Source organism: Arthrobacter sp. AG367, assembly GCF_007828995.1.
Lineage (GTDB): Bacteria > Actinomycetota > Actinomycetes > Actinomycetales > Micrococcaceae > Arthrobacter.
Genome location: NZ_VIVE01000001.1, coordinates 21,288 through 42,197 on the forward strand (window position 1 = coordinate 21,288; position 20,910 = coordinate 42,197).

The 20,910-nt window shown below is 66.2% G+C and carries 17 protein-coding genes, 1 tRNA gene and 1 pseudogene; 16 read left to right on the forward strand and 3 right to left on the reverse strand.

Annotated elements, in window-relative coordinates:
• The first annotated feature begins 147 nt into the window (after window positions 1–147).
• The 10 genes and pseudogenes from FB478_RS00100 to FB478_RS00145 all read left to right on the forward strand — a co-directional run bounded on the left by FB478_RS00100 (window position 148) and on the right by FB478_RS00145 (window position 9,852).
• Window positions 148–1,494: a C4-dicarboxylate transporter DctA gene (locus FB478_RS00100; RefSeq protein ID WP_018772019.1), complete on the forward strand. Its 1,347-nt coding sequence runs from the start codon at window positions 148–150 to the stop codon at window positions 1,492–1,494.
• A 243-nt stretch (window positions 1,495–1,737) separates the two neighbouring features.
• Window positions 1,738–2,637 carry a ParA family protein gene (locus FB478_RS00105; RefSeq protein WP_026266195.1) on the forward strand — a complete coding sequence of 300 codons (900 nt, stop codon included), beginning with the start codon at window positions 1,738–1,740 and terminating at the stop codon, window positions 2,635–2,637.
• A 7-nt stretch (window positions 2,638–2,644) separates the two neighbouring features.
• Window positions 2,645–3,460, forward strand: coding sequence for a ScpA family protein (locus FB478_RS00110; protein WP_018772021.1), 816 nt, complete (start codon window positions 2,645–2,647; stop codon window positions 3,458–3,460).
• Window positions 3,457–4,200, forward strand: a complete 744-nt coding sequence (locus FB478_RS00115; RefSeq protein WP_144599573.1) for an SMC-Scp complex subunit ScpB — start codon at window positions 3,457–3,459, stop codon at window positions 4,198–4,200. Before FB478_RS00110 ends, FB478_RS00115 begins: the two co-directional genes overlap by 4 nt.
• 137 nt (window positions 4,201–4,337) lie before the next feature.
• The gene (locus tag FB478_RS00120) at window positions 4,338–5,546 is read left to right on the forward strand and encodes a pseudouridine synthase (protein ID WP_018772023.1); all 1,209 of its coding nucleotides are present in this window, start codon (window positions 4,338–4,340) and stop codon (window positions 5,544–5,546) included.
• A gap of 3 nt (window positions 5,547–5,549) precedes the next feature.
• On the forward strand, window positions 5,550–6,659 hold the full coding sequence (locus tag FB478_RS00125; protein WP_144599575.1) for a prephenate dehydrogenase: 1,110 nt from the start codon (window positions 5,550–5,552) through the stop codon (window positions 6,657–6,659).
• The gene (gene cmk, locus FB478_RS00130) at window positions 6,659–7,372 is read left to right on the forward strand and encodes a (d)CMP kinase (protein ID WP_018772025.1); all 714 of its coding nucleotides are present in this window, start codon (window positions 6,659–6,661) and stop codon (window positions 7,370–7,372) included. The genes FB478_RS00125 and cmk overlap by 1 nt, the downstream gene beginning before the upstream one ends.
• A gap of 31 nt (window positions 7,373–7,403) precedes the next feature.
• Window positions 7,404–8,082: pseudogene (locus FB478_RS00135) on the forward strand (lysophospholipid acyltransferase family protein).
• Between the two features lie 10 nt (window positions 8,083–8,092).
• A complete protein-coding gene (gene der, locus FB478_RS00140) occupies window positions 8,093–9,640 on the forward strand; it encodes a ribosome biogenesis GTPase Der (protein ID WP_144599577.1) in 1,548 nt (515 codons plus the stop codon).
• Between the two features lie 135 nt (window positions 9,641–9,775).
• Window positions 9,776–9,852 (forward strand) — tRNA-Pro (locus FB478_RS00145).
• Between the two features lie 74 nt (window positions 9,853–9,926).
• Here the strand turns inward: FB478_RS00145 and FB478_RS00150 are convergent.
• Both FB478_RS00150 and FB478_RS00155 read right to left on the reverse strand, forming a co-directional pair.
• Window positions 9,927–12,032: a polysaccharide deacetylase family protein gene (locus FB478_RS00150; RefSeq protein ID WP_144599579.1), complete on the reverse strand. Its 2,106-nt coding sequence runs from the start codon at window positions 12,030–12,032 to the stop codon at window positions 9,927–9,929.
• Window positions 12,033–12,184: 152 nt separating this feature from the next.
• The gene (locus FB478_RS00155) at window positions 12,185–13,054 is read right to left on the reverse strand and encodes an Fpg/Nei family DNA glycosylase (RefSeq protein WP_144599581.1); all 870 of its coding nucleotides are present in this window, start codon (window positions 13,052–13,054) and stop codon (window positions 12,185–12,187) included.
• 167 nt (window positions 13,055–13,221) lie between these two features.
• Between FB478_RS00155 and gcvH the strand changes: the two genes are divergently transcribed.
• From gcvH to FB478_RS00180, 5 genes are all read left to right on the forward strand, one after another.
• Entirely contained in the window at window positions 13,222–13,608 is a 387-nt protein-coding gene (gene gcvH / locus FB478_RS00160; protein ID WP_018763524.1) for a glycine cleavage system protein GcvH, read from the forward strand.
• A 155-nt stretch (window positions 13,609–13,763) separates the two neighbouring features.
• Window positions 13,764–14,240, forward strand: coding sequence for an FHA domain-containing protein (locus tag FB478_RS00165; RefSeq protein ID WP_018771493.1), 477 nt, complete (start codon window positions 13,764–13,766; stop codon window positions 14,238–14,240).
• A gap of 23 nt (window positions 14,241–14,263) precedes the next feature.
• A complete protein-coding gene (locus FB478_RS00170) occupies window positions 14,264–14,980 on the forward strand; it encodes a MerR family transcriptional regulator (protein ID WP_018763526.1) in 717 nt (238 codons plus the stop codon).
• Window positions 14,980–15,483 carry a bifunctional nuclease family protein gene (locus FB478_RS00175; protein ID WP_018771495.1) on the forward strand — a complete coding sequence of 168 codons (504 nt, stop codon included), beginning with the start codon at window positions 14,980–14,982 and terminating at the stop codon, window positions 15,481–15,483. The genes FB478_RS00170 and FB478_RS00175 overlap by 1 nt, the downstream gene beginning before the upstream one ends.
• A 234-nt stretch (window positions 15,484–15,717) precedes the next feature.
• Window positions 15,718–16,311 (forward strand): MerR family transcriptional regulator, encoded by a 594-nt coding sequence (locus FB478_RS00180; RefSeq protein ID WP_144599583.1) that lies wholly within the window; start codon window positions 15,718–15,720, stop codon window positions 16,309–16,311.
• A gap of 74 nt (window positions 16,312–16,385) precedes the next feature.
• On the opposite strand, the gene FB478_RS00185 is transcribed toward FB478_RS00180, so the two are convergent.
• Window positions 16,386–17,204 carry a ParA family protein gene (locus FB478_RS00185; protein ID WP_056389727.1) on the reverse strand — a complete coding sequence of 273 codons (819 nt, stop codon included), beginning with the start codon at window positions 17,202–17,204 and terminating at the stop codon, window positions 16,386–16,388.
• A gap of 302 nt (window positions 17,205–17,506) precedes the next feature.
• Here FB478_RS00185 and FB478_RS00190 point away from each other — a divergent pair, with 302 nt between their 5' ends.
• Window positions 17,507–20,905: a pyruvate carboxylase gene (locus FB478_RS00190; RefSeq protein WP_144599585.1), complete on the forward strand. Its 3,399-nt coding sequence runs from the start codon at window positions 17,507–17,509 to the stop codon at window positions 20,903–20,905.
• Window positions 20,906–20,910: the final 5 nt, after the last annotated feature.

Below are 20,910 nucleotides of genomic sequence, written 5' to 3' on the forward strand. Positions count from 1 at the left end.
TTGGACCCTGCCGATACCGCGACCAATATGAACGCAACGGTGAGCTGGATCACGGGGTGCCCAATGATGGATATCACATTGGACGGACGTGTTGAGCCCAGAGACTGCGCCGCAACGTCTATCAGAATATCCACAAGGAGACACATCATGGCTTCTCAACGAGGAGAGTCGCTCGAGACCGCGACCCCGCGGCGCAAGGGACTGGACAAGTCCCACTACCTCTACATCGCAGTTATCGCCGCCGTCGTCCTCGGCGCGGTGGTGGGCCTGCTGTTCCCGGAGGTGGGCAAGTCCCTCAAGCCCCTGGGCGACGGCTTCGTCAAGCTCATCAAGATGATGATCGCACCGGTCATTTTCTGCACCATCGTCCTGGGCATCGGCTCCATCGCCAAGGCAGCCACCGTCGGCAAGGTCGGCGGCCTGGCACTGGGCTACTTCATCATCATGTCAACCTTCGCCCTGGCCATCGGCCTGGTGGTAGGCAACATCATCCACCCCGGCGAGGGCCTGAAGCTGACGCCGTACGACCCCAACAAGAAGGCGGCGACCGACAGCACCGTGGACTTCCTGCTGGGCATCATCCCCAGTGACGTCCCCGTGCTGCCCACCCTGCTGGCAGCCATCCTGGTTGGCTTCGCGCTGCAGAAGATGGGCGCCCAGGGTGCCCCGATCCTCAAGGCTGTCGGCTACGGCCAGGCACTGGTGTTCCGCATCCTCATCATGATCATGTGGCTCGCTCCGGTAGGTGCCTTCGGTGCCATCGCCGCCGTCGTGGGCGCAACCGGCGTGCAGGCCATCGTCAGCATGTTCACCCTGATGATCGCCTTCTACATCACCTGCGCACTGTTCATCGTGGTGATCCTGGGCGGCCTGCTCCAGGTGGTTGCCGGCGTCAACATCTTCAAGCTGATGAAGTACCTGGCCCGTGAGTACCTCATCATCTTCTCCACGTCGTCCTCGGAAGCGGCACTGCCGCGGCTGATCGCCAAGATGGAACACCTCGGCGTCTCCAAGCCGGTCGTCGGCGTCACCGTTCCCACCGGCTACTCCTTCAACCTGGACGGAACCGCCATCTACCTGACCATGGCGTCCCTGTTCGTGGCCAACGCCATGGGCACCCCGCTGGACCTCGGCGCCCAGATCTCCCTGCTGGTGTTCATGATCATCGCCTCCAAGGGTGCCGCCGGTGTGACCGGCGCCGGCCTTGCAACCCTCGCGGCCGGCCTGCAGGCACACAAGCCCGAACTGCTCGGCGGCGTGGGCATGATCGTCGGCATCGACCGGTTCATGTCCGAGGCCCGCGCCCTGACCAACTTCACGGGCAACGCGGTGGCCACCGTCCTGATCGGCACCTGGGTCAAGGAGATCGACGGCGGCCAGGTTGGCCGGGTGCTGTCCGGCGAAGAACCTTTCGACGAGGCAACCATGATGGTCCACCATCACGGCGAAATGGCACCCAAGGAAGAGGGCGCCCGCGAGGCTGCCAAGGCCTAGCCACCGCCAGGACACCCCACGGGACCGCCCCCGCAGCCATGTTGCGGGGGCGGTCCTGCGTTCCCCGGCAGCGTTCCCCGGCAGTGCAACCTTCGACCTCAGCTAGAGGGTCAAGGCTCAACATTCGCGGAAAGTCAAGTTCCGTCGAATGCCGTGTCGGGCGCTGTAACCTAGGGAGCAGAACGAACGGCGCTGGTGAGCCAGCGGCAGGAAATCACCGTCATCGAAAGTGTGGACAGATACGTGAGCAGCGAACAGGGTTCAGCAACTCTGGAGGGCACGGAATTCGACCTGGAAAACGCGGTGATGGGGCCCACCGGGCGCCCATACCGGGAGTTCCCGGAACCCGCGCCGCTGTCCTCCCACGGTCCGGCCCGCGTCATCGCCATGGTCAACCAAAAGGGCGGCGTGGGGAAGACCACCTCCACCATCAACCTCGCCGCGGCGCTCGCCGAGTACGGCCGCCGCGTCCTCCTGGTGGACTTCGACCCCCAGGGCGCGCTCTCCGCCGGCCTTGGTGTCAACCCGCATGAGCTGGACCTCACGGTGTACAACGTCCTGATGGACCGCAAGGTGGATATCCGTGACGCCATCCACCACACGGGCGTCGAGAACGTCGACCTGCTGCCCGCCAACATCGACCTCTCCGCCGCGGAAGTCCAGCTGGTCAACGAGGTGGCGCGCGAACAGGTCCTGGACCGTGCGCTCAAGAAAGTCGAAGACGATTACGACGTCGTCCTCATCGACTGCCAGCCCTCCCTGGGCCTCCTGACCGTCAACGCCCTCACGGCAGCCCACGGCGTCATCATCCCGCTCATTTGCGAGTTCTTCGCCCTTCGCGCCGTGGCGCTGCTGGTCGAAACCATCGACAAGGTCCAGGACCGGCTGAACCCTCGCCTTCAGGTGGACGGCGTACTGGCCACCATGTACGACGCAAGGACACTGCACAGCCGCGAAGTGATCACCCGTCTGGTGGAGGCGTTCGGCGACAAGGTCTTCGAAACTGTCATCAAGCGCTCCATCAAGTTCGCAGACGCTACCGTGGCCGCGGAGCCCATCACCAGCTACGCCGGAAACCACGTGGGCGCCGACGCCTACCGCCGGCTGGCAAAGGAGCTGATCTCCCGCGGCGGCGCACCCTAACCACGCCGTGGCCGAATCCAAACCCGGCTTCGAGGTGCGGCTGGCCAACTTCACGGGTCCCTTCGACCTCCTTCTGGGGCTGATCGCCAAACACCAGCTGGACATTACAGAAGTGGCCATTGCCACCGTCACGGATGAGTTCATCAAGTACATCCGTAAACTGCAGCGGCTCGGTGAAGAGTGGGCCCTGGACGAGGCGAGCGAATTCCTGGTGATCGCCGCCACGCTGCTTGACCTCAAGGCGGCACGGCTCCTTCCCGCGGGTGAGGTGGAGGACGACGAGGACATCGCCCTTCTGGAGGCGCGGGACCTCCTCTTTGCCCGGCTGCTGCAATACAAGGCTTTCAAGCAGGTGGCAGGAATCCTGGGCGAAACCCTGCACCAGGAAGGCCGGCGCTTTCCACGCCAGGTGGCCCTGGAGGAGCACTTCGCGTCGATGCTCCCTGAACTGGTGTGGAAACACACGCCGCAACAGTTCGCCGCGCTGGCCGAGGCCGCGCTCCGGCCCAAAGCGCCCGCCCAGCCGCCGCAAGTGGCACTCGGCCACCTGCATGGGAGCAACGTCAGCGTCAAGGAACAGGCCCGGATGATGGGGCTTCGCCTGCAACAGGAGTCGCCCCAGACCTTCCGTTCCCTGATTGCCGACGCCGATTCCACCCTGGTGGTGGTGGCCCGCTTCCTGGCGCTCCTGGAACTGTTCCGGGACCGGGCCGTGTCGTTCGATCAGCTGTCCCCGCTGTCCGAGCTTGCCATCCACTGGACAGCCGAAGGCCGCGACTGGTCGGCGGAAAACCTGAGCGAAGAGTATGAGGAGCAGGCGTGAATTCCAAGCCGCAGGACCTGGCCGTGGAAGGCGGGGCAATGCTTGAGGACACATGGAAGCCGGCGGGCGCAGGGAAGCCGGAGGACACGGCGCCACGGGAGGACGCGGACCACGGCCCGGACTTCGACGACCTCCCCGGCGGTGCCAAGGCTGCCCTCGAAGCGGTGCTCATGGTCCTGGACCAACCCGCCACGGAGGAAGAGCTGGCAGCCGGGGTAGGCCTGACGGTCACAGCGGTCCGCTCCCTGCTGGCAGAACTGCAGCGTGAGTATAACGGCTATACTGTTAAAGCCCCGGAGATGGAGGATGCCAGCCACACTGGCATTGGTTCCAGCCCCCGGGGTTTTGAATTGCGGAACATCGCCGGTGGCTGGCGGATCTACTCGCGCACGGAGTTTGCCGACATTGTCGGCAAATATGTGCTTGAGGGGCAGACCGCCAGGCTTACCCAGGCGGCGTTGGAAACGCTGGCAGTCATCGCGTACCGCCAGCCCGTTTCCCGGGCCCGGGTGTCTGCAATTCGCGGTGTCAATGTTGATTCCGTCGTACGGACGCTTGCCCAGCGCGGGCTGATCGAGGACGCGGGAACGGATCCCGAGTCCGGCGCAATCCTCTACCGGACCACCTCCTATTTCCTTGAACGGATGGGAATCAGTTCAGTGGAGGACCTGCCCCAGCTGTCGCCGCACCTTCCGGGACTCGACGGGATCGCAGAGTTCTACGACGCCGGGACCATGTAGGCAGGACCCTTCTGCCGGCAGCGGTCTCATGAGCAGTTTGTTTATCAGGTTTTCTATCAGGGCAGACGAAGTCTGCGCGGCTGGCTAGGGTTGTCCTTGGACATCTCTGCCGGCCAAAACACATTGAAGGACGGGTCATGACACAGGCGGGACGCCAGGGTTCACCACGTAACAGTTCGGGACGCGGCGGCAACGAGCGCAACAACTCCCAGCAGCGCAGCGCACAGGGCGGCGGCTTCAGCGGCGGTTCCCGCGGCGGAACAGCCAAGCGGGCAGCAGGATTCGGCGGGGACCGGCCCCACCGCGCCCCCAAGCCGCGCGAGGAACGCTTCATCGACCCCGATCTGGCGGGGGACCAGCAGGCACGGGCATCGGAGGGCGCCCGTGGCGCCAAGCCGTCGTCGCGCAAGCCCGCGGCACGCAAGCCCGGCGCCAAGAAAGCTCCCGGAACTCCCGGTGCCCTCAAGCCCAAGCCGCGTACCGGTGCACCCGGGACAGCCGCTTCCCGTGCATTCGGCAGCGAACGCTTCGGCCAGAACCTGGGTCCGGTCCGCAAGCCCGGCCGGAAGAAGGGCCCCCGCGGTAACGTTCCGCAGTCCGAACTCCATGATGCAGACGGCGTGCGCCTCCAGAAAGTAATGGCGTCCGCCGGAGTCGCATCCCGGCGCGTCTGCGAAGAAATGATCGCCGAGGGCCGCGTTGAGGTGGACGGCCAGGTGGTTACGGAACTCGGCATGCGCGTCGATCCCAAGACCGCCGTCATTCATGTTGACGGCTTGCGGATCCAGTTGGACGAGAACCTGGTCTACATGGTGTTCAACAAGCCCAAGGGCGTGGTGTCCACCATGGAGGATCCCGAGGGCCGGCCGTGCATCAGCGACTTCCTGAAGAGCAACAAGAACACCGGCGAACGCCTCTTCCATGTGGGAAGGCTCGACGTCGCCACCGAAGGCCTGCTGCTGCTGACCAACGACGGCGAACTCGCCAACAGGCTGACCCACCCGTCCTACGAGGTTCCCAAGACCTACCTGGTGCAGGTGCGCGGGCCGTTCCCGCAGGGCGTAGGCGCCCAGCTGAAAGCCGGCGTGGAACTGGAGGACGGGTTCGCGTCCGTTGACTCCTTCCGCCTGGTGGACTCCACCCCGGGCCACGTGCTGATCGAGGTTGTGCTCCACTCGGGTAAGAACCGGATTGTCCGCCGACTCTTTGATGCTGTCGGCTTCCCGGTCCAGCGGCTGGTCCGCGTCAAGGTGGGCCCCATCGGACTCGGGGACCAGCGCCAGGGCAGCATCCGCAACCTGGGCAAGCAGGAAGTCGGCCACCTGCTGGCATCCGTAGGACTCTGACGCATGTCCGCGTTCAAAAGCCAGGGCCGCGGCCACCTGGATGGCCCGGTGGTGGTGATTGGTACCGGACTGCTGGGCACCAGCATTGGGCTGGGCCTGCGGGGGCGTGGCGTACCTGTGTTCCTTTCCGACCCGTCACCCACCAACCAGGCGGTGGCGGTGGACATCGGTGCCGGGCGTCCCCTGTCCGAGCTGGGCAGCCGCAAACCGCAACTGGTTGTGGTTGCCGCCCCGCCGGACGTGACGGCCGGCGTCGTGTGCCAGGCGCTGGCTGACTACCCCGACGCCGTCGTGGTGGACATAGCCAGCGTCAAGGCTGACATCCTGGCCCGTCTGCGCAGCCTCGGTGCCGACCTCACCCGGTACGTGGGCACCCACCCCATGGCCGGGCGGGAAAAATCGGGACCGGTGGCCGCCCGCGGCGAGCTGTTCACCTCCATGCCTTGGGTGGTGTGCCCCTCCGGGGAGACCTCCGGCGCTGCCCTGCAAGTGGCACGGTCGCTTGCCTCGGATCTTGGAGCGGTTGTCTCGCAGTTCACGGCGGACGAACATGATGAAGCAGTGGCCCTGGTGTCGCACCTGCCCCAGGTCATGTCATCCCTGCTGGCCAGCCGCCTCCAGGGAACGCCACTGCACGCCCTGTCGCTGGCCGGCAACGGCCTCCGCGACGTCACCAGGATTGCCGCGAGCGATCCCACCCTCTGGGTGCAGATCCTCGGCGGGAATGCAGCCAAGGTCGTGGAGATCCTCTACGGCGTCCGCGAGGACCTGAACCGCCTCATCGGAACCCTGGAACAGCCCACGGCACCGGGAGCCCGGCTGGACCTGGCACAGCTGATCAGTGAGGGCAACGCCGGCCAGGCCCGGATTCCCGGCAAGCACGGCGGCCCGCCGCAGGCATACTCCTGGCTCACCGTCCTGGTGGATGACAAGCCCGGCCAGATCGCGCAGCTGCTCACCGAGATCGGTGAAATCGGTGTGAACGTCGAGGATCTTCGGCTGGACCATTCCTCCGGACAGAACGTTGGCATGGTGGAATTGTCTGTGTTGCCGAACAAGCACGACCACCTGATCGAAGCTCTCAACGACCGCGGATGGCGGGTACTTCAGTAATGACACAGGAACTCCTCGAGACCATGCGCGCCCTGCGCATCGGCCGGCCGCTGGTGGTTGCCATCGACGGACCGTCCGGCTCCGGTAAATCCAGCGTGAGCAAGGAGGTTGCCCGCAGGCTGCGGCTGGCCTACCTGGACACCGGAGCGATGTACCGCGCACTGACCTGGTACTGCGTAAACCAGGGGATTGACCTTGATGACACGCCGGCCGTGGAACAGGCCTCCCGGGACTTTGCGCTGGAACTGAGCACCAGCCCCCAGGAGGAATACGTGCGGGTAGGCGGCGTGGACGTCACCGATGCCATCCGCGAACCGGCAATTTCCGCCGCGGTCAGCTCCGTGGCCACCACGCTTGGTGCCCGGACCGAACTGATCCGCAGGCAGCGGGACCTGATTGAAAAGCACCACCGCCGAATGGTGGTGGAAGGCCGGGACATCACCACCGTCGTCGCGCCCGGAGCCGAGGTGCGCATGCTCCTCACCGCAAGCGAGGAAGCCCGCCTCCGCCGGCGCGGCATCCAGCTGGGCGGCACCCAGAACGCCGAACAGCTGGCAGCCCAGGTGACCCACCGGGATGCCAGGGACTCAACCGTGGTGAACTTCACCCAGGCGGCAGACGGCGTGGTCACGCTGGACTCCTCGGACCTGGACTTCGAGCAGACCGTCAATGCCGCCCTCGTGATCGTTACAAAGGTCCTCAACCGTGACTGAGGCCCGGGCGGGTGTGCCAACCCGACTGACCATGGCGTGGAGCAGGCCGGTGGGATGGATCCTGGACCACGTGGTCTACCGGACCACGGTGACGGGCAGGAGCAACGTCCCCACCGGCGGTCCGGTGATCTTCGCAGCCAACCACATCAGCTTCCTCGACGGGCCGGTCATGTTCGGCGCGGCGCCGCGGCCCATGCACATCCTGGTAAAACAGGAGATGTTCCAGGGCTTCCTGGGCCGGGTACTCACCGCCTCCGGGCAGCTTCCGGTGGACCGGCAGGGTGACCGGGCGGCGCTGCAGCGCTGCAAGGACGTGCTCGACGCCGGACGCTGCGTTGGGATTCTTCCGGAAGGGACGCGGGGGAGCGGGGCAGCCGCGGACATCAACGGGGGCGTGGCCTGGCTGGCGCTGAACTCCGGGGCACCGGTTGTTCCGGTGGCCATCCTGGGCACCCGGCAGGGCGACGAGCACCTGGACTTCGTCCCGCGGCCGGGGCGGCGATTCCACGTCAGCTTCGGATCAGCCCTTACCCTGGCCCGCCGGGCCGGTGAAAGCGGGCGTGCTTCAATGGACAGGGCGGCGCAGGACATCCGTGCAGCGCTGGCCGGGCACGTCCAGGACGCTATCCAACTCAGCGGGCAGCCTTTGCCTTCCGCTGACCACAACGACTTGACAGCAGTAGCCGGGGACGCCGGCAGATGACCACTAAGGACAGTGCAATGAGCGACACCACCCAGACTTCCGGGCCTTCCGGCACCGACGACGAATACACTCCCACCGGCACCGACCAGGTTGCCGAACGGCTGGCAGCGATGGGCGACGACGAAGCGGAGCTGCGTGCCGCCTCCCTCCGGGCCGGCCTGGAGGATTACGAGCTTGACGAGGACGATGCCGCCCTGCTGAGCGGGGAGTACGGCGACGAGGACTTTGACGGTCCCGTCAAGCTGGATCCCGTCCTGGCAATCATCGGCCGGCCAAACGTGGGGAAGTCCACGCTGGTGAACCGCATCCTGGGCCGCCGCGAAGCAGTGGTGGAGGACACCCCGGGCGTCACCCGTGACCGGGTCATGTACTCCGCGAACTGGAACGGCCGCAACTTCACGCTGGTGGACACCGGCGGCTGGGAGCACGACGCCCGCGGCATCCACGCCCGCGTCGCCGAGCAGGCCGAGATGGCCGTGGAACTCGCCGACGCCGTGCTTTTCGTGGTGGACTCCGCAGTGGGCGCCACCGCCACGGACGAAGGCGTCATGAAGATGCTGCGCCGCAGCAAGAAGCCGGTCATCATGGTGGCCAACAAGGTGGACGACTTCGCCCAGGAAGCGGACAGCGCCGCGTTGTGGGGCCTCGGTTTCGGCGAGCCCTACCCGGTCTCTGCCCTTCACGGCCGCGGTGTCGCGGACCTCCTGGACCACGTCATGGACGTGCTCCCTGAATACTCAACGATCGAGGGAACGGACCGCTCAGGCGGCCCGCGCCGTATCGCCCTGATCGGCCGCCCCAACGTGGGCAAGTCCTCGCTGCTGAACAAGCTTGCAGGATCCGAGCGCGTAGTGGTGGACAACACCGCAGGAACCACGCGTGACCCCGTTGACGAATTCATTGAACTCGGCGGCCGCACCTGGCGCTTTGTGGACACCGCCGGCATCCGCCGCCGCCAGCACATGGCGCAGGGCGCTGACTACTACGCCTCACTTCGGACGCAGGCCGCGCTCGAGAAGGCGGAGGTCGCCGTCGTGCTCCTCGCCGTGGACGAGGTCCTCAGCGAACAGGACGTGCGCATCCTGCAGCTGGCCATCGAGTCCGGCCGCGCGCTGGTCCTGGCATTCAACAAGTGGGACCTGCTCGACGATGAACGCCGCCGTTACCTGGAGCGCGAGATCGAGCAGGACCTGGCCCATGTGGAATGGGCGCCGCGGGTCAACATTTCGGCAAAGACCGGCTGGCACAAGGACCGCCTGGTCCCGGCCCTGGACCTTGCCCTGGAGAACTGGGACAAGCGGATCGCCACCGGGCGCCTCAACGCCTTCCTGGGTGAGCTCGTGGCCGCCCACCCGCACCCGGTCCGCGGCGGCAAGCAGCCCCGCATCCTCTTTGGCACCCAGGCCTCCAGCCGCCCGCCCAAATTCGTGCTGTTCACCACGGGATTCCTGGACCCCGGGTACCGCCGTTTCATCACGCGCCGCCTGCGGGAGACCTTCGGATTCGAGGGAACTCCGATTGAGGTCAGCATGCGCGTGCGCGAGAAGCGTGGCCGGAAGCGTTAATTGCGACACACCTTGGGCTGATCACCGGAAAGTGTCACAGGCACCCCTCCGGATCGTGTAAGCTCTTCTAGGTGGTTCGGCCGGACTGCTGATGAAAACCCTCGGGTTGAGTTCAGCGGAGAACGGCGGAACCAGCGGGCTGTAGCGCAGCTTGGTAGCGCACTTGACTGGGGGTCAAGGGGTCGCAGGTTCAAATCCTGTCAGCCCGACCAGAAAGCCGCGGAAACCTTAGGGTTTCCGCGGCTTTTGCGTTGGTGGGATATGGACCAGCCCGTCGTTGGCCCAGCTAGCCGAGGGCGGCGTCGAGGGTGACGAAGCCGTAGCCTGCCGCCCGGAGCTGGGAGATCACCTGCGGGAGGGCCGCGGCGTCGAGCGTTGAACCGTCGTCGGGGTTCGAGCCGAGGTGCATCAGGACAATCTCCCCGGGCTGTGCGGAAGCCATGATGCGCTGGACGACAAAGCCCGGGCCGCGCGTTCCGTTCATGGTGCCTTGCCAACCCAAGGTGTCGACGGTCCACCGGATCGCCGCGTACCCGGCGGCGTTGGCGTCTGCAATCGTGCGGGAATCGCGGGCGCCGAACGGGAAGCGGAAGAACGGGAGCGGGTCGCCTCCAGCGGCCTCGATGGTCCTCTGCGCGCTGCTGATCTCAGCCGTGATCTGGGCGTCCGTCAGGGCGGTAAAGTCCGGGTGGGTCATGGAGTGATTGCCGATCCGATGCCCCGCGTTGTAGATCAGCGCCGGGTCGGAGGGGAACTGGTTGACCCAGTCTCCGGTGAGGAAAAACGTGCCCGGGACGCCGTTGGCTGCGAGGGTGGCAAGGATCGATCGGAGGCCGGCGTCGTTGGCGCCGGCGTCGAACGTGAGCGCGACAACCTTCTGCGCAGTCGGAATGCGCTCAAGATCCACGCCCAGGAGCGCCGGCGGGATGCTGGTATAGATGACCTCGATCCTGCCGCTGGCCGAGTGCCACAGGATCGAACCGTGCTGGAAGTCATTGCGGCGGCCGCCCGTGATGCCGTACTCGCCGCTGGTTGGGTAGCCGAGCCGGCTGCGCTCCCAGCCGAGGGCCGCCCACTGGGCCCGGATTGCGCCGTACACCTCGTGGGCTCCGGTGGCGGGCGACCAGTAGATCGACGAGCCGGCATTCGAGCCGCTGAAGTGGTTGTACCGGCCGACCCCGTCGGGGGTGCCTGTCTCGTCCGTCAGCGGGAATCCGAGCACGCCTGCCGGGCCGCCGAGCTCCAGATAGCGTCCGCGGATTGCCCCGTGCACCTCGTGCGCTCCGGTGGCGGGGCTCCAGTAGATGGATCCTGCGGCGAAGTCGTTGTATCGGCCGGGGGCGCCCGGGGCGGCGGTCTCGTCAGTGAGTGGGAAGCCCAGGAGGCCTGCGGGTCCGCCGAAGGCGAGATAGCGTCCGCGGATTGCCCCGTGCACCTCGTGTGCTCCGGTGGCGGGGCTCCAGTAGATGGATCCTGCGGCGAAGTCGTTGTATCGGCCGGCGGCGCCCGGGGCGGCGGTCTCGTCAGTGAGTGGGAAGCCCAGGAGGCCTGCGGGTCCGCCGAAGGCGAGATAGCGTCCGCGGATTGCCCCGTGCACCTCGTGTGCTCCGGTGGCGGGGCTCCAGTAGATGGATCCTGCGGCGAAGTCGTTGTATCGGCCGGCGGCGCCCGGGGCGGCGGTCTCGTCAGTGAGTGGGAAGCCCAGGAGGCCTGCGGGTCCGCCGAAGGCGAGATAGCGTCCGCGGATTGCCCCGTGCACCTCGTGTGCTCCGGTGGCGGGGCTCCAGTAGATGGATCCTGCGGCGAAGTCGTTGTATCGGCCGGCGGCGCCCGGGGCGGCGGTCTCGTCGGTGAGTGGGAAGCCCAGGAGGCCTGCGGGTCCGCCGAAGGCGAGATAGCGTCCGCGGATTGCCCCGTGCACCTCGTGTGCTCCGGTGGCGGGGCTCCAGTAGATGGATCCTGCGGCGAAGTCGTTGTATCGGCCGGCGGCGCCCGGAGTGGCGGTCTCGTCGGTGAGTGGGAAGCCCAGGAGGCCTGCGGGTCCGCCGAAGGCGAGATAGCGTCCGCGGATTGCCCCATGGACCTCGCGTGCTCCGGTGCCGGGGCTCCAGTAGATGGTGCCGGCCGTGTAATCCTGGGCGCGGCCCCCAGCGATGTCGTACGCGCTCCCGACTGGCGTGCCGAGGAACGATGCGCTGCCGCCGAGCTGCTCGTAATGCTGGACAATCGCGTCGTCACCGGCCTGCTGCACCGCCATCGACGCCGGACCGCTCCGCTGCACCGCCACCGCTGGTACGGCGGCCGCGGCGGGCACCAGGGCCGTGCCCCCGAGACCACCGCCGAGGGCGAGGGCCAAGGCCATTCCGATGACTGTGGGGCGGGACCTGCGCATTGTGACCCCTTCGTGGTGACCGAGACATGCGAGCCTTGGTCAAGACGCTACGCCCCAGGGGTGTGCCGGGGCAGGGCCAGAGGTCCCGAACCGCAATCCGGTCACCCGCGACACCGTCCGCAGCCGCGGGATGCCTTGGATGCCGGATCTTCCTACTTCAGGAACTTCGAAGTCCTGCGGTCGGCCAGGATTTTGCCTTTGGTCTGGCAGGTGGGGCAGTACTGAAGGGCAGTGTCCGCGAATGAGACTTCCCGTACCGTGTCGCCGCAGACGGGGCAGGGCTGTCCGGTCCGGGCGTGAACCCGCATGTGGCTGCGTTTGACGTCCTTGAGGTCCTTGGGCGGCTTGCCGGCTGCTTCGGCCAGTGCCTCGCCCAGCACGCTGTGGATGGCGTCGTACAGCACCTGCACCGTCTCCCGGTCCAGGGATTTGGCGATGGCGAACGGAGAGACCCGGGCGGCATGGAGGATCTCGTCGCTGTAAGCGTTGCCGATGCCGGCGATCACGCTTTGGCTGCGCAGCAGTCCCTTGACCTGCTGCGAACTGCCGGCCAGGATCGCAGCCAGCATGTCGGCGTCGAACGCCTCGGTAAACGGATCCGTGCCCAACGTGGCGATGCCCGGCACGTCCTGCGGATCCCGCACGACGTAGACGGCCAGGCTTTTCTTGGTGCCCGCTTCCGTCAGGTCCAGCCCGCGCGGCCCGTCGGGACCGGAGAAAGCAGCCCGCACTGCGATGAGGCCCTTGCCCATCCGGAGCTGGCTGTCGGCGGGGGAGTCCGTGAAGCGCACCCAGCCCGCGCGCGCCAAATGGAACACCAGGGAAATGCCGTCCGTGTCAATGCTGATGAACTTTCCGAACCGGCGGACGCCGGACACGGTGCGGCCCTCGATGGCGTTGAACGGCGGATCGGCCGTCTTGAGCACGGCAAACGAGACAATCTGCAGTTTCGCTACAACGCAGCCCCGCAGCTGTTCATCAAGGAACGCGGCCAGACCGGCGACTTCAGGCAGTTCCGGCATGGCCTACCTTTCCTGTCCCCGGCATGCTGAACCGGTGCTTGCACTCATGGGTCCCATCTTGTCAGAAACGCCCGCGCCGGCCCCGGCAGTTATGCCTATACTTTCAGCGGCGGCCCGTTTTACGGGCCCCTTTTGACATTGGCGCGTACCCCGATGAAAGGCCACCCATGAGCAACATTCCCGAAGACCTGTCCTACACCGCCGAACACGAGTGGGTCACGGCCCCGAATGCCGACGGCGTGGTCCGCGTGGGAATCACCGACTTTGCCCAGGACGCCCTTGGAGATGTCGTCTACGCCCAGATGCCCGAAGTCGGCACGAAGATTACGGCGAACGAAGTGGTGGGCGAGGTCGAGTCCACCAAGAGCGTGAGCGACATCTACGCACCCGTTTCCGGCGAAGTGGTGGCCCGGAACGACTCCCTGGACAGCGATTCGGCCCTCATCAACACCGATCCCTACGGTGACGGCTGGCTCATCGAGGTCAAACTCGCCGAACCGGATGCAGTTGAGTCCCTGCTCAGTGCATCCGAGTACGAACAACAGGTAGGCTAAAGCTAACCGGTAATTCCGGTCCGGCCCCGCGCCGCAGGCAAAGCGTCTTCGCACGTCAGCCCCCGGATCGGGAGCCGGCGCCGGACCTGCTGGCAGGGCCGGAGAGCAAACGTTGGCTGCAGGTTTGCGCCTGCAGCGTCACAGAGGAGGAATCCATGGCTGGCCACAGACACAACCCTGCCGATGGGGATTACGGCACGGGTGCGGCTAAGGCGTCGGAGACCACCTCGATCCATCTCACCCCCATCACCGATGAACCCACCATCGCGCCCAGGCTGTCCTCGGAAGAGCGCAACTCGGTGGAAGCCCTGCCCGCCGGTTCCGCGCTCCTCGTGGCCCACAGCGGGCCGAATGCCGGCGCCCGGTTCCTGCTGGATTCGGACGTGACCACCGCGGGGCGCCACCCGGACGCGGACATCTTCCTGGACGATGTCACGGTTTCGCGCCGCCATGTCGAATTCCGGCGCACGGCACGCAGCTTCGAAGTCGTGGACATGAACAGCCTCAACGGCACCTACGTCAACCACGACCGCGTGGACCGCGTTGAGCTGAGGTCCGGCAGCGAAGTCCAGATCGGCAAATTCCGCCTCACCTTCTACCTGAGCCCTGCCACGGCTGCAGGCCGCAGCTGACCCGGGGACCGCTGCCTGTGGCAATGGCACAACCGGAACGCCGGGGCCCCCAGGTCCTGAACATTGGCGAAGTTCTCGCCCAGCTGAGCGCCGACTTCCCTGGCATGACCGCGTCGAAGATCCGGTTCCTTGAGGAAAAGGGACTGATCAACCCACGCCGCACCCCTGCCGGCTACCGCCAGTATTCCGACGGTGACGTGGAGCGGCTGCGCTTCGTACTGGCCCTGCAGCGGGACCAGTACCTGCCCCTGAAAGTCATCAAGGACTACCTTGACGCCATTGACAGGGGGGAACGGCCGGAGAACCTGCCTCCCGGCGTCGTGGTTTCCCCGCGCATAGTCTCCGACGAGCTGGCCGCCGAACTTCAGAACCGCGGCCGGAAACTGAGCGAGGAACAGCTCCGCACCGAATCCGGCGCCAGCGTGCCCCTGCTGCAGTCGCTCCTGAGCTTCGGCCTCATCAGCCACAGCAACGGCCAGTTCGACGAACATGCCCTCCAGGTGGCCCGCGCGTGCGTCCAGCTGGAAAGCCACGGGCTGGAACCAAGGCACCTGCGGCCTTTCCAGGCCGCGGCCGAACGGGAATTCGGCCTGGTGGAACGCGCTGTGGCGCCGCTTGCCTCGCGCAAGGACTCTGCATCACAGGCGCGCGCGGCAGAGGCGGCCCGCGAGATCAGCGATCTTTGCCTCACCCTGCACCGGGCCCTGGTGCAGGACCACATCTCACGCATGGACATCTGATGATTGAAGTCGAGATTGTAGGCGTTCGCATCGAACTGCCTTCAAACCAGCCGCTGGTCCTGCTCAAGGAGATGCACGGCGAACGCCACGTCCCCATTTGGATCGGCACTCCGGAAGCCAGCGCCATCGCCCTTGCCCAGCAGGGTGTGGTCCCACCCCGGCCCATGACCCATGATCTCCTGGTGGACGTCGTGGAGTCCCTGGGCCACTCAGTGGTCAGTGTCAACATCGTCGCGGTGGAGGACAACATCTTCTACGGGCAGCTGCAGTTCGAAAATGGGACCACGGTGAGCTCGCGGGCGTCTGATGCCCTTGCGGTGGCGCTCCGCGCCAAGTGCCGGATCTGGTGCGCCGACTCCGTGATGGATGAGGCCGGCGTCCGCATCACTGAGCACGACGAAGGCGAGGATACAGAGCCCGGCCCCACCGTGGATGAGGAGCGCGAACTGCGCCGCTTCCGTGAGTTCCTTGACGATGTGGAACCTGAGGATTTCGACGGCTAAGGTCACGTTAAGGTTAAAGTTAAGCCTGAAAGTTTCGACACGCCTCTTCCAACCCCCGAAGGTCTTTGACCTCGGGACCTGCCGGGCCTAACGTCGAAGTATCAAGTTCCCTTGCTTACGGCAGCCGCGCAAGTCACACTGGAAAGTGCGCCCCGCGGAATAATTACACGCATGGTCTTCATGCCAAGGCTTGCCGTTACAAGTTCCCGGGAGCGTACGACAAGGAGGATCCAGGTGAGTCCCAAAGGCGAAGCAGGCGGGCTAAAACAGCCCACGGCTGGTGTTGCTGTGCCCGTGAGCGGTGCCCAGGGCCTCCTGTTCACCGAGGACCTTCCCGTACTGGACGAGGACGCCGGCTACCGCGGTCCTACGGCCTGCAAGGCAGCCGGCATTACTTACCGCCAGCTCGATTACTGGGCCCGGACGGGCCTGGTTGAGCCGGCCGTCCGCGGCGCGGCAGGATCCGGCTCCCAGCGGTTGTACGGGTTCAGGGACATCCTGGTGCTCAAGGTGGTCAAGCGGCTCCTCGACACCGGCGTTTCCCTTCAGCAGATCCGCACCGCCGTTGAACACCTCCGGGAACGCGGCGTCGAGGACCTGGCCCAGATCACGCTCATGAGCGACGGCGCCAGTGTCTACGAGTGCACGTCCGCGGACGAAGTCATTGATTTGGTGCAGGGCGGCCAAGGCGTTTTCGGCATTGCCGTGGGACGCGTCTGGCGCGAGGTGGAAGGCAGCCTCGCGTCCCTGCCCAGCGAGCATGCCGCCGAGCAGCCCTTTCCGGACGATGAACTGAGCAAGCGGCGCGCCGCCCGGAAGATCAGCTGACCGGTTCTTACACATAAACAATCAGGGCGGCCCTCCAGTTGGAGGGCCGCCCTGATTGTTTAAGACGTGAGGTCCTAGCGGGCGCGGCTGCGCAGGCCCTTGCCGGACGCCATCAGGGTGGACAGCAGTTCGTCGAACAATCCGGCCGCGGACTTGGCTGAATCCCCGGGCCAGTGGTGGACGGGGTGCGCCGCGCCCTGGATCTGCTGCCAGTTGGCCTGTTCGGGAATCCGCGGGCTCAGCAGGAGTTCGCCGAACATGGACTCCATCTCCGCCAGGCGGTAGGTGTGCTCGGAAGAGCCGCTGCGGACGCGGTTGGCCACGATGCCCGCCGGTGACAGATTGGGCGCAAACTCCTGCTTGAACAGCTGGATGGCCCGCATGGTGCGTTCCGTACCGGCAACCGAGAACAGGCCAGGTTCGGCAACCAGGGCGACCTTGTCGCTGGCAGCCCACGCCATGCGCGTCAGGCCGTTGAGCGACGGCGGGCAATCGATGAGGACAAGCTGGTACTCTTCCGTGCCGGCGAGCACGGCGGAAAGCCTGCGGAGGTCCCGGCGGCCAAGGTCCGGCCGGTCGTAGATTCCGGTGTAGGCAGAGCCGACGGCGACATCCAGGACAGCGGGCCCGGCGCCGTTGGAGGGGGTGCGGTCAGCCCAGCTGCTGCGCACCACGTTCCCGGCCAGTTTCGCCCTTCGTGGGCTCTTCAGCATCCGGCCGATATCCAACTGGTCGCCCGGCTGTACGCCGAGGGCCGTGGTGGCGTCGGCGTGCGGATCCAGGTCCACCACCAGCGTGCGGACTCCGGCGGCAAGCGCCGCAGACGCCAATCCTGTGGTGACGGAAGTCTTGCCGACTCCACCCTTGAGGCTGCTGATGCTGACTACTTGCACTTGAGAGACCAAAACCTAACGCCGGATGCCGTGTTGGGGGTAATGTTTGCCTCGGCAGAGCCGAAGCCGGACGGTCCTGCCGCCCTACTCATCATATGTTGATGCGTCGGCGAATCCTGCTTTACCGGGCGTCGGCATGGCACCGACTGTGCTGCCGGGGCGGTTTCCGCCAGCCAGGCTGAAAGCGATCGGGACATGACGGGAAAATCTGTGACTGTTGCCACAAAGATTTGTGTTTGTCCTTGTAGGTCCTAGACACTGTGACCACTCATCGATCCACCCCGCAATGATGCAGGAGAAGCATGTTTTCCAAAATTCTGGTGGCCAACCGCGGTGAAATCGCGATCAGGGCCTTCCGCGCCGGCTACGAGCTGGGCGCCAAGACCGTTGCCGTTTTTCCCCAAGAGGACCGAAACTCGATCCACCGCCAGAAAGCGGACGAGGCGTACCTGATTGGCGAGGAAGGCCACCCCGTCCGGGCATACCTCGACGTCGCAGAAGTGGTACGGGTGGCCAAGGAGTCCGGCGCGGACGCCATCTACCCGGGCTACGGCTTCCTGTCGGAAAACCCGGACCTGGCGCGTGCGGCCAAGGAAGCCGGCATCACCTTCGTGGGTCCGCCCGCCGAGGTGCTGGAGCTTGCGGGCAACAAGGTTGCCGCACTGAAGGCGGCCCGCGAGGCGGGTGTGCCGGTCCTGAAGTCCAGCGAGCCGTCGAAGGACCTGGACGAGCTCCTGGCCGCGGCCGATGAGATCGGATTCCCCATCTTCGCCAAGGCTGTGGCAGGCGGCGGCGGCCGCGGCATGCGCCGGGTGGATACCCGCGAGGCCCTGCCCGAGGCCTTGAAATCGGCAATGCGCGAAGCGGACGCGGCGTTCGGTGACCCCACCATGTTCCTGGAGCAGGCTGTCCTGCGCCCGCGGCACATCGAGGTGCAGATCCTCGCGGACGCCGAAGGCAACGTCATGCACCTTTTCGAGCGCGACTGTTCCATCCAGCGGCGGCACCAGAAGGTCATCGAGATCGCTCCGGCCCCCAACCTGGATGAAGGAATCCGCCAGGCCCTCTACCGCGATGCGGTGAAGTTCGCCAAGGCCTTGAACTACGTCAACGCCGGTACCGTCGAGTTCCTGGTGGACACAGAAGGCGAGCGGGCAGGCCAGCACGTCTTCATCGAAATGAACCCGCGCATCCAGGTGGAGCACACGGTCACCGAGGAAGTCACGGACGTGGACCTGGTCCAGGCCCAGATGCGGATCGCCTCCGGCGAGACCCTCGCCGACCTTGGCCTGTCACAGGACTCCGTCAAGCTGCGCGGCGCAGCACTGCAGAGCCGCATCACCACGGAAGATCCCGCAAACGGTTTCCGGCCCGACGTCGGAAAGATCACCGGTTACCGTTCGGCCGGCGGTGCCGGCGTGCGGCTGGACGGCGGCACGGTCTACTCCGGCGCCGAAATCAGCCCCCACTTTGATTCCATGCTGGTCAAGCTCACCTGCCGCGGCCGGGACTACCCGGCAGCAGTGGCCCGGGCCCGCCGTGCCCTGGCCGAATTCCGCATCCGCGGTGTCTCCACGAACATCCCCTTCCTCCAGGCAGTGCTGGACGATCCCGACTTCATCGCCGGGGATGTGGCCACGAACTTCATTGACCAGCGCCCGGAATTGCTCAAGGCCCGCGTTTCGGCAGACCGCGGCACGAAGCTCCTCACCTGGCTGGCCGACGTCACCGTCAACAAGCCCAACGGTGAATTGACCGTGCACTCCAATCCCGCCCAGAAGCTGCCTGACGTCAAAGGCATAACGGCAGCACCGGGTTCGCGCCAGAAACTCCTCGAGCTGGGGCCGGAAGGCTTCGCGAAGGCGCTGCGGGAGCAGAACGCCGTGGCCGTCACGGACACCACCTTCCGCGATGCGCACCAGTCCCTGCTGGCCACCCGCGTCCGCACCCGGGACCTCGTTGCCGCCGGTCCGGCCGTCACGGCGCTCCTTCCACAGCTGCTGTCCGTGGAAGCCTGGGGTGGAGCAACTTATGACGTCGCGCTGCGCTTCCTGGGGGAGGACCCCTGGGACCGGCTCGCTGCCCTGCGCGCCGCCATGCCGAACGTCTGCATCCAAATGCTGCTGCGCGGCCGGAACACCGTTGGCTACACCCCGTACCCGGAGGAGGTCACCGAGGCGTTCGTCAACGAGGCGGCCGCCACCGGCATTGACATTTTCCGCATTTTCGACGCCCTGAACGACGTCAGCCAGATGGCACCGGCCATCCGTGCCGTGCGCGCCACCGGCACCGCCGTCGCCGAGGTGGCCCTCTGCTACACGGGCGACATGCTGGACCCGGAGGAGAAACTCTACACGCTGGACTATTACCTCCAGCTGGCCCAGAAGATCGTCGACGCCGGAGCCCACATCCTGGCGATCAAGGATATGGCCGGCCTGCTCCGTCCCGCAGCTGCCGCCAGGCTCGTGGCTGCCCTCCGCGAACGGTTCGACCTGCCGGTCCACCTGCACACGCACGACACCGCCGGTGGCCAGCTGGCCACGCTGCTGGCCGCCGTCGACGCGGGTGTGGATGCCGTGGACGTTGCTTCCGCATCCCTGGCCGGCACCACCAGCCAGCCCTCGGCGTCGGCCCTTGTCGCCGCCCTTGCCCACACTCCACGGGACACCGGCATCAGCCTGGACGCCGTCAGCTCGCTCGAGCCGTACTGGGAGGCCGTCCGCCGCGTGTACGCACCGTTCGAGTCGGGCCTGCCCGGCCCCACCGGCCGCGTGTACAAGCACGAGATCCCGGGCGGCCAGCTGTCCAACCTGCGCCAGCAGGCCATGGCGCTGGGGCTGGGGGAGCGGTTCGAAGCCATCGAGGACATGTACACCGCCGCGGACCGCATCCTGGGGCACCTGGTCAAGGTGACGCCGTCGTCTAAGGTAGTGGGCGACCTCGCCCTGCACCTGGTGGGCCTGAACGCCGATCCCGCTGACTTTGAGGCGAATCCGCAGAACTACGACATTCCGGACTCCGTGATCGGCTTCCTGTCCGGCGAGCTCGGTGATCCTCCCGGAGGCTGGCCGGAGCCCTTCCGCACCAAGGCCCTCCAGGGCCGCAGCGTGAAGGTCCGCGACGTGGAACTCAGCGCCGAGGACAGCGCCGCACTGAAGTCCGATTCCAAGACCCGCCAGCGCACGCTGAACCGGCTGCTCTTCGACGGTCCCACCAAGGACTACCTGAAGAGCGTGGAGACTTACGGCAACATCTCCGTGCTGGATACCCGCGACTACCTTTACGGGCTGCAGCGCGGCACCGAGCACGAGATCCAGCTGGAGCGCGGTGTCCGGCTGATTGCTTCCCTGGAGGCGGTCTCGGAGCCGGACGAGAAGGGCATGCGCACCGTCATGTGCACCCTCAACGGCCAGTCCCGCCCGGTCATGGTGCGCGACCGGTCGGTGGTCAGCAACGTCAAGGCCGCCGAGAAGGCCGATCCCGCCCAGCCCGGGCAGGTGGCCGCACCGTTCGCCGGTGCCGTTACCGTCACGGTCAAGCCCGGCGATTCCGTCAACGCGGGTGACACGGTGGCAACCATCGAGGCCATGAAGATGGAGGCGTCCATCACGACGCCGGTGGGCGGCAAGGTTTCCCGCCTGGCCATCTCAGCGGTGGAGCAGGTCCAGGGCGGGGACCTGCTGCTGGTCATCGAACAGTAGGGTAA

Bases quoted from the DNA above. Each gene is read 5' to 3' on its own strand.
- FB478_RS00100 (WP_018772019.1), top strand. From the start codon at position 148: ATGGCTTCTCAACGAGGAGAGTCGCTCGAGACCGCGACCCCGCGGCGC.
- FB478_RS00120 (WP_018772023.1), top strand. From the start codon at position 4,338: ATGACACAGGCGGGACGCCAGGGTTCACCACGTAACAGTTCGGGACGC.
- FB478_RS00125 (WP_144599575.1), top strand. From the start codon at position 5,550: ATGTCCGCGTTCAAAAGCCAGGGCCGCGGCCACCTGGATGGCCCGGTG.
- cmk (WP_018772025.1), top strand. From the start codon at position 6,659: ATGACACAGGAACTCCTCGAGACCATGCGCGCCCTGCGCATCGGCCGG.
- der (WP_144599577.1), top strand. From the start codon at position 8,093: ATGAGCGACACCACCCAGACTTCCGGGCCTTCCGGCACCGACGACGAA.
- FB478_RS00150 (WP_144599579.1), bottom strand. From the start codon at position 12,032: ATGCGCAGGTCCCGCCCCACAGTCATCGGAATGGCCTTGGCCCTCGCC.
- FB478_RS00155 (WP_144599581.1), bottom strand. From the start codon at position 13,054: ATGCCGGAACTGCCTGAAGTCGCCGGTCTGGCCGCGTTCCTTGATGAA.
- gcvH (WP_018763524.1), top strand. From the start codon at position 13,222: ATGAGCAACATTCCCGAAGACCTGTCCTACACCGCCGAACACGAGTGG.
- FB478_RS00165 (WP_018771493.1), top strand. From the start codon at position 13,764: ATGGCTGGCCACAGACACAACCCTGCCGATGGGGATTACGGCACGGGT.
- FB478_RS00170 (WP_018763526.1), top strand. From the start codon at position 14,264: ATGGCACAACCGGAACGCCGGGGCCCCCAGGTCCTGAACATTGGCGAA.
- FB478_RS00175 (WP_018771495.1), top strand. From the start codon at position 14,980: ATGATTGAAGTCGAGATTGTAGGCGTTCGCATCGAACTGCCTTCAAAC.
- FB478_RS00190 (WP_144599585.1), top strand. From the start codon at position 17,507: ATGTTTTCCAAAATTCTGGTGGCCAACCGCGGTGAAATCGCGATCAGG.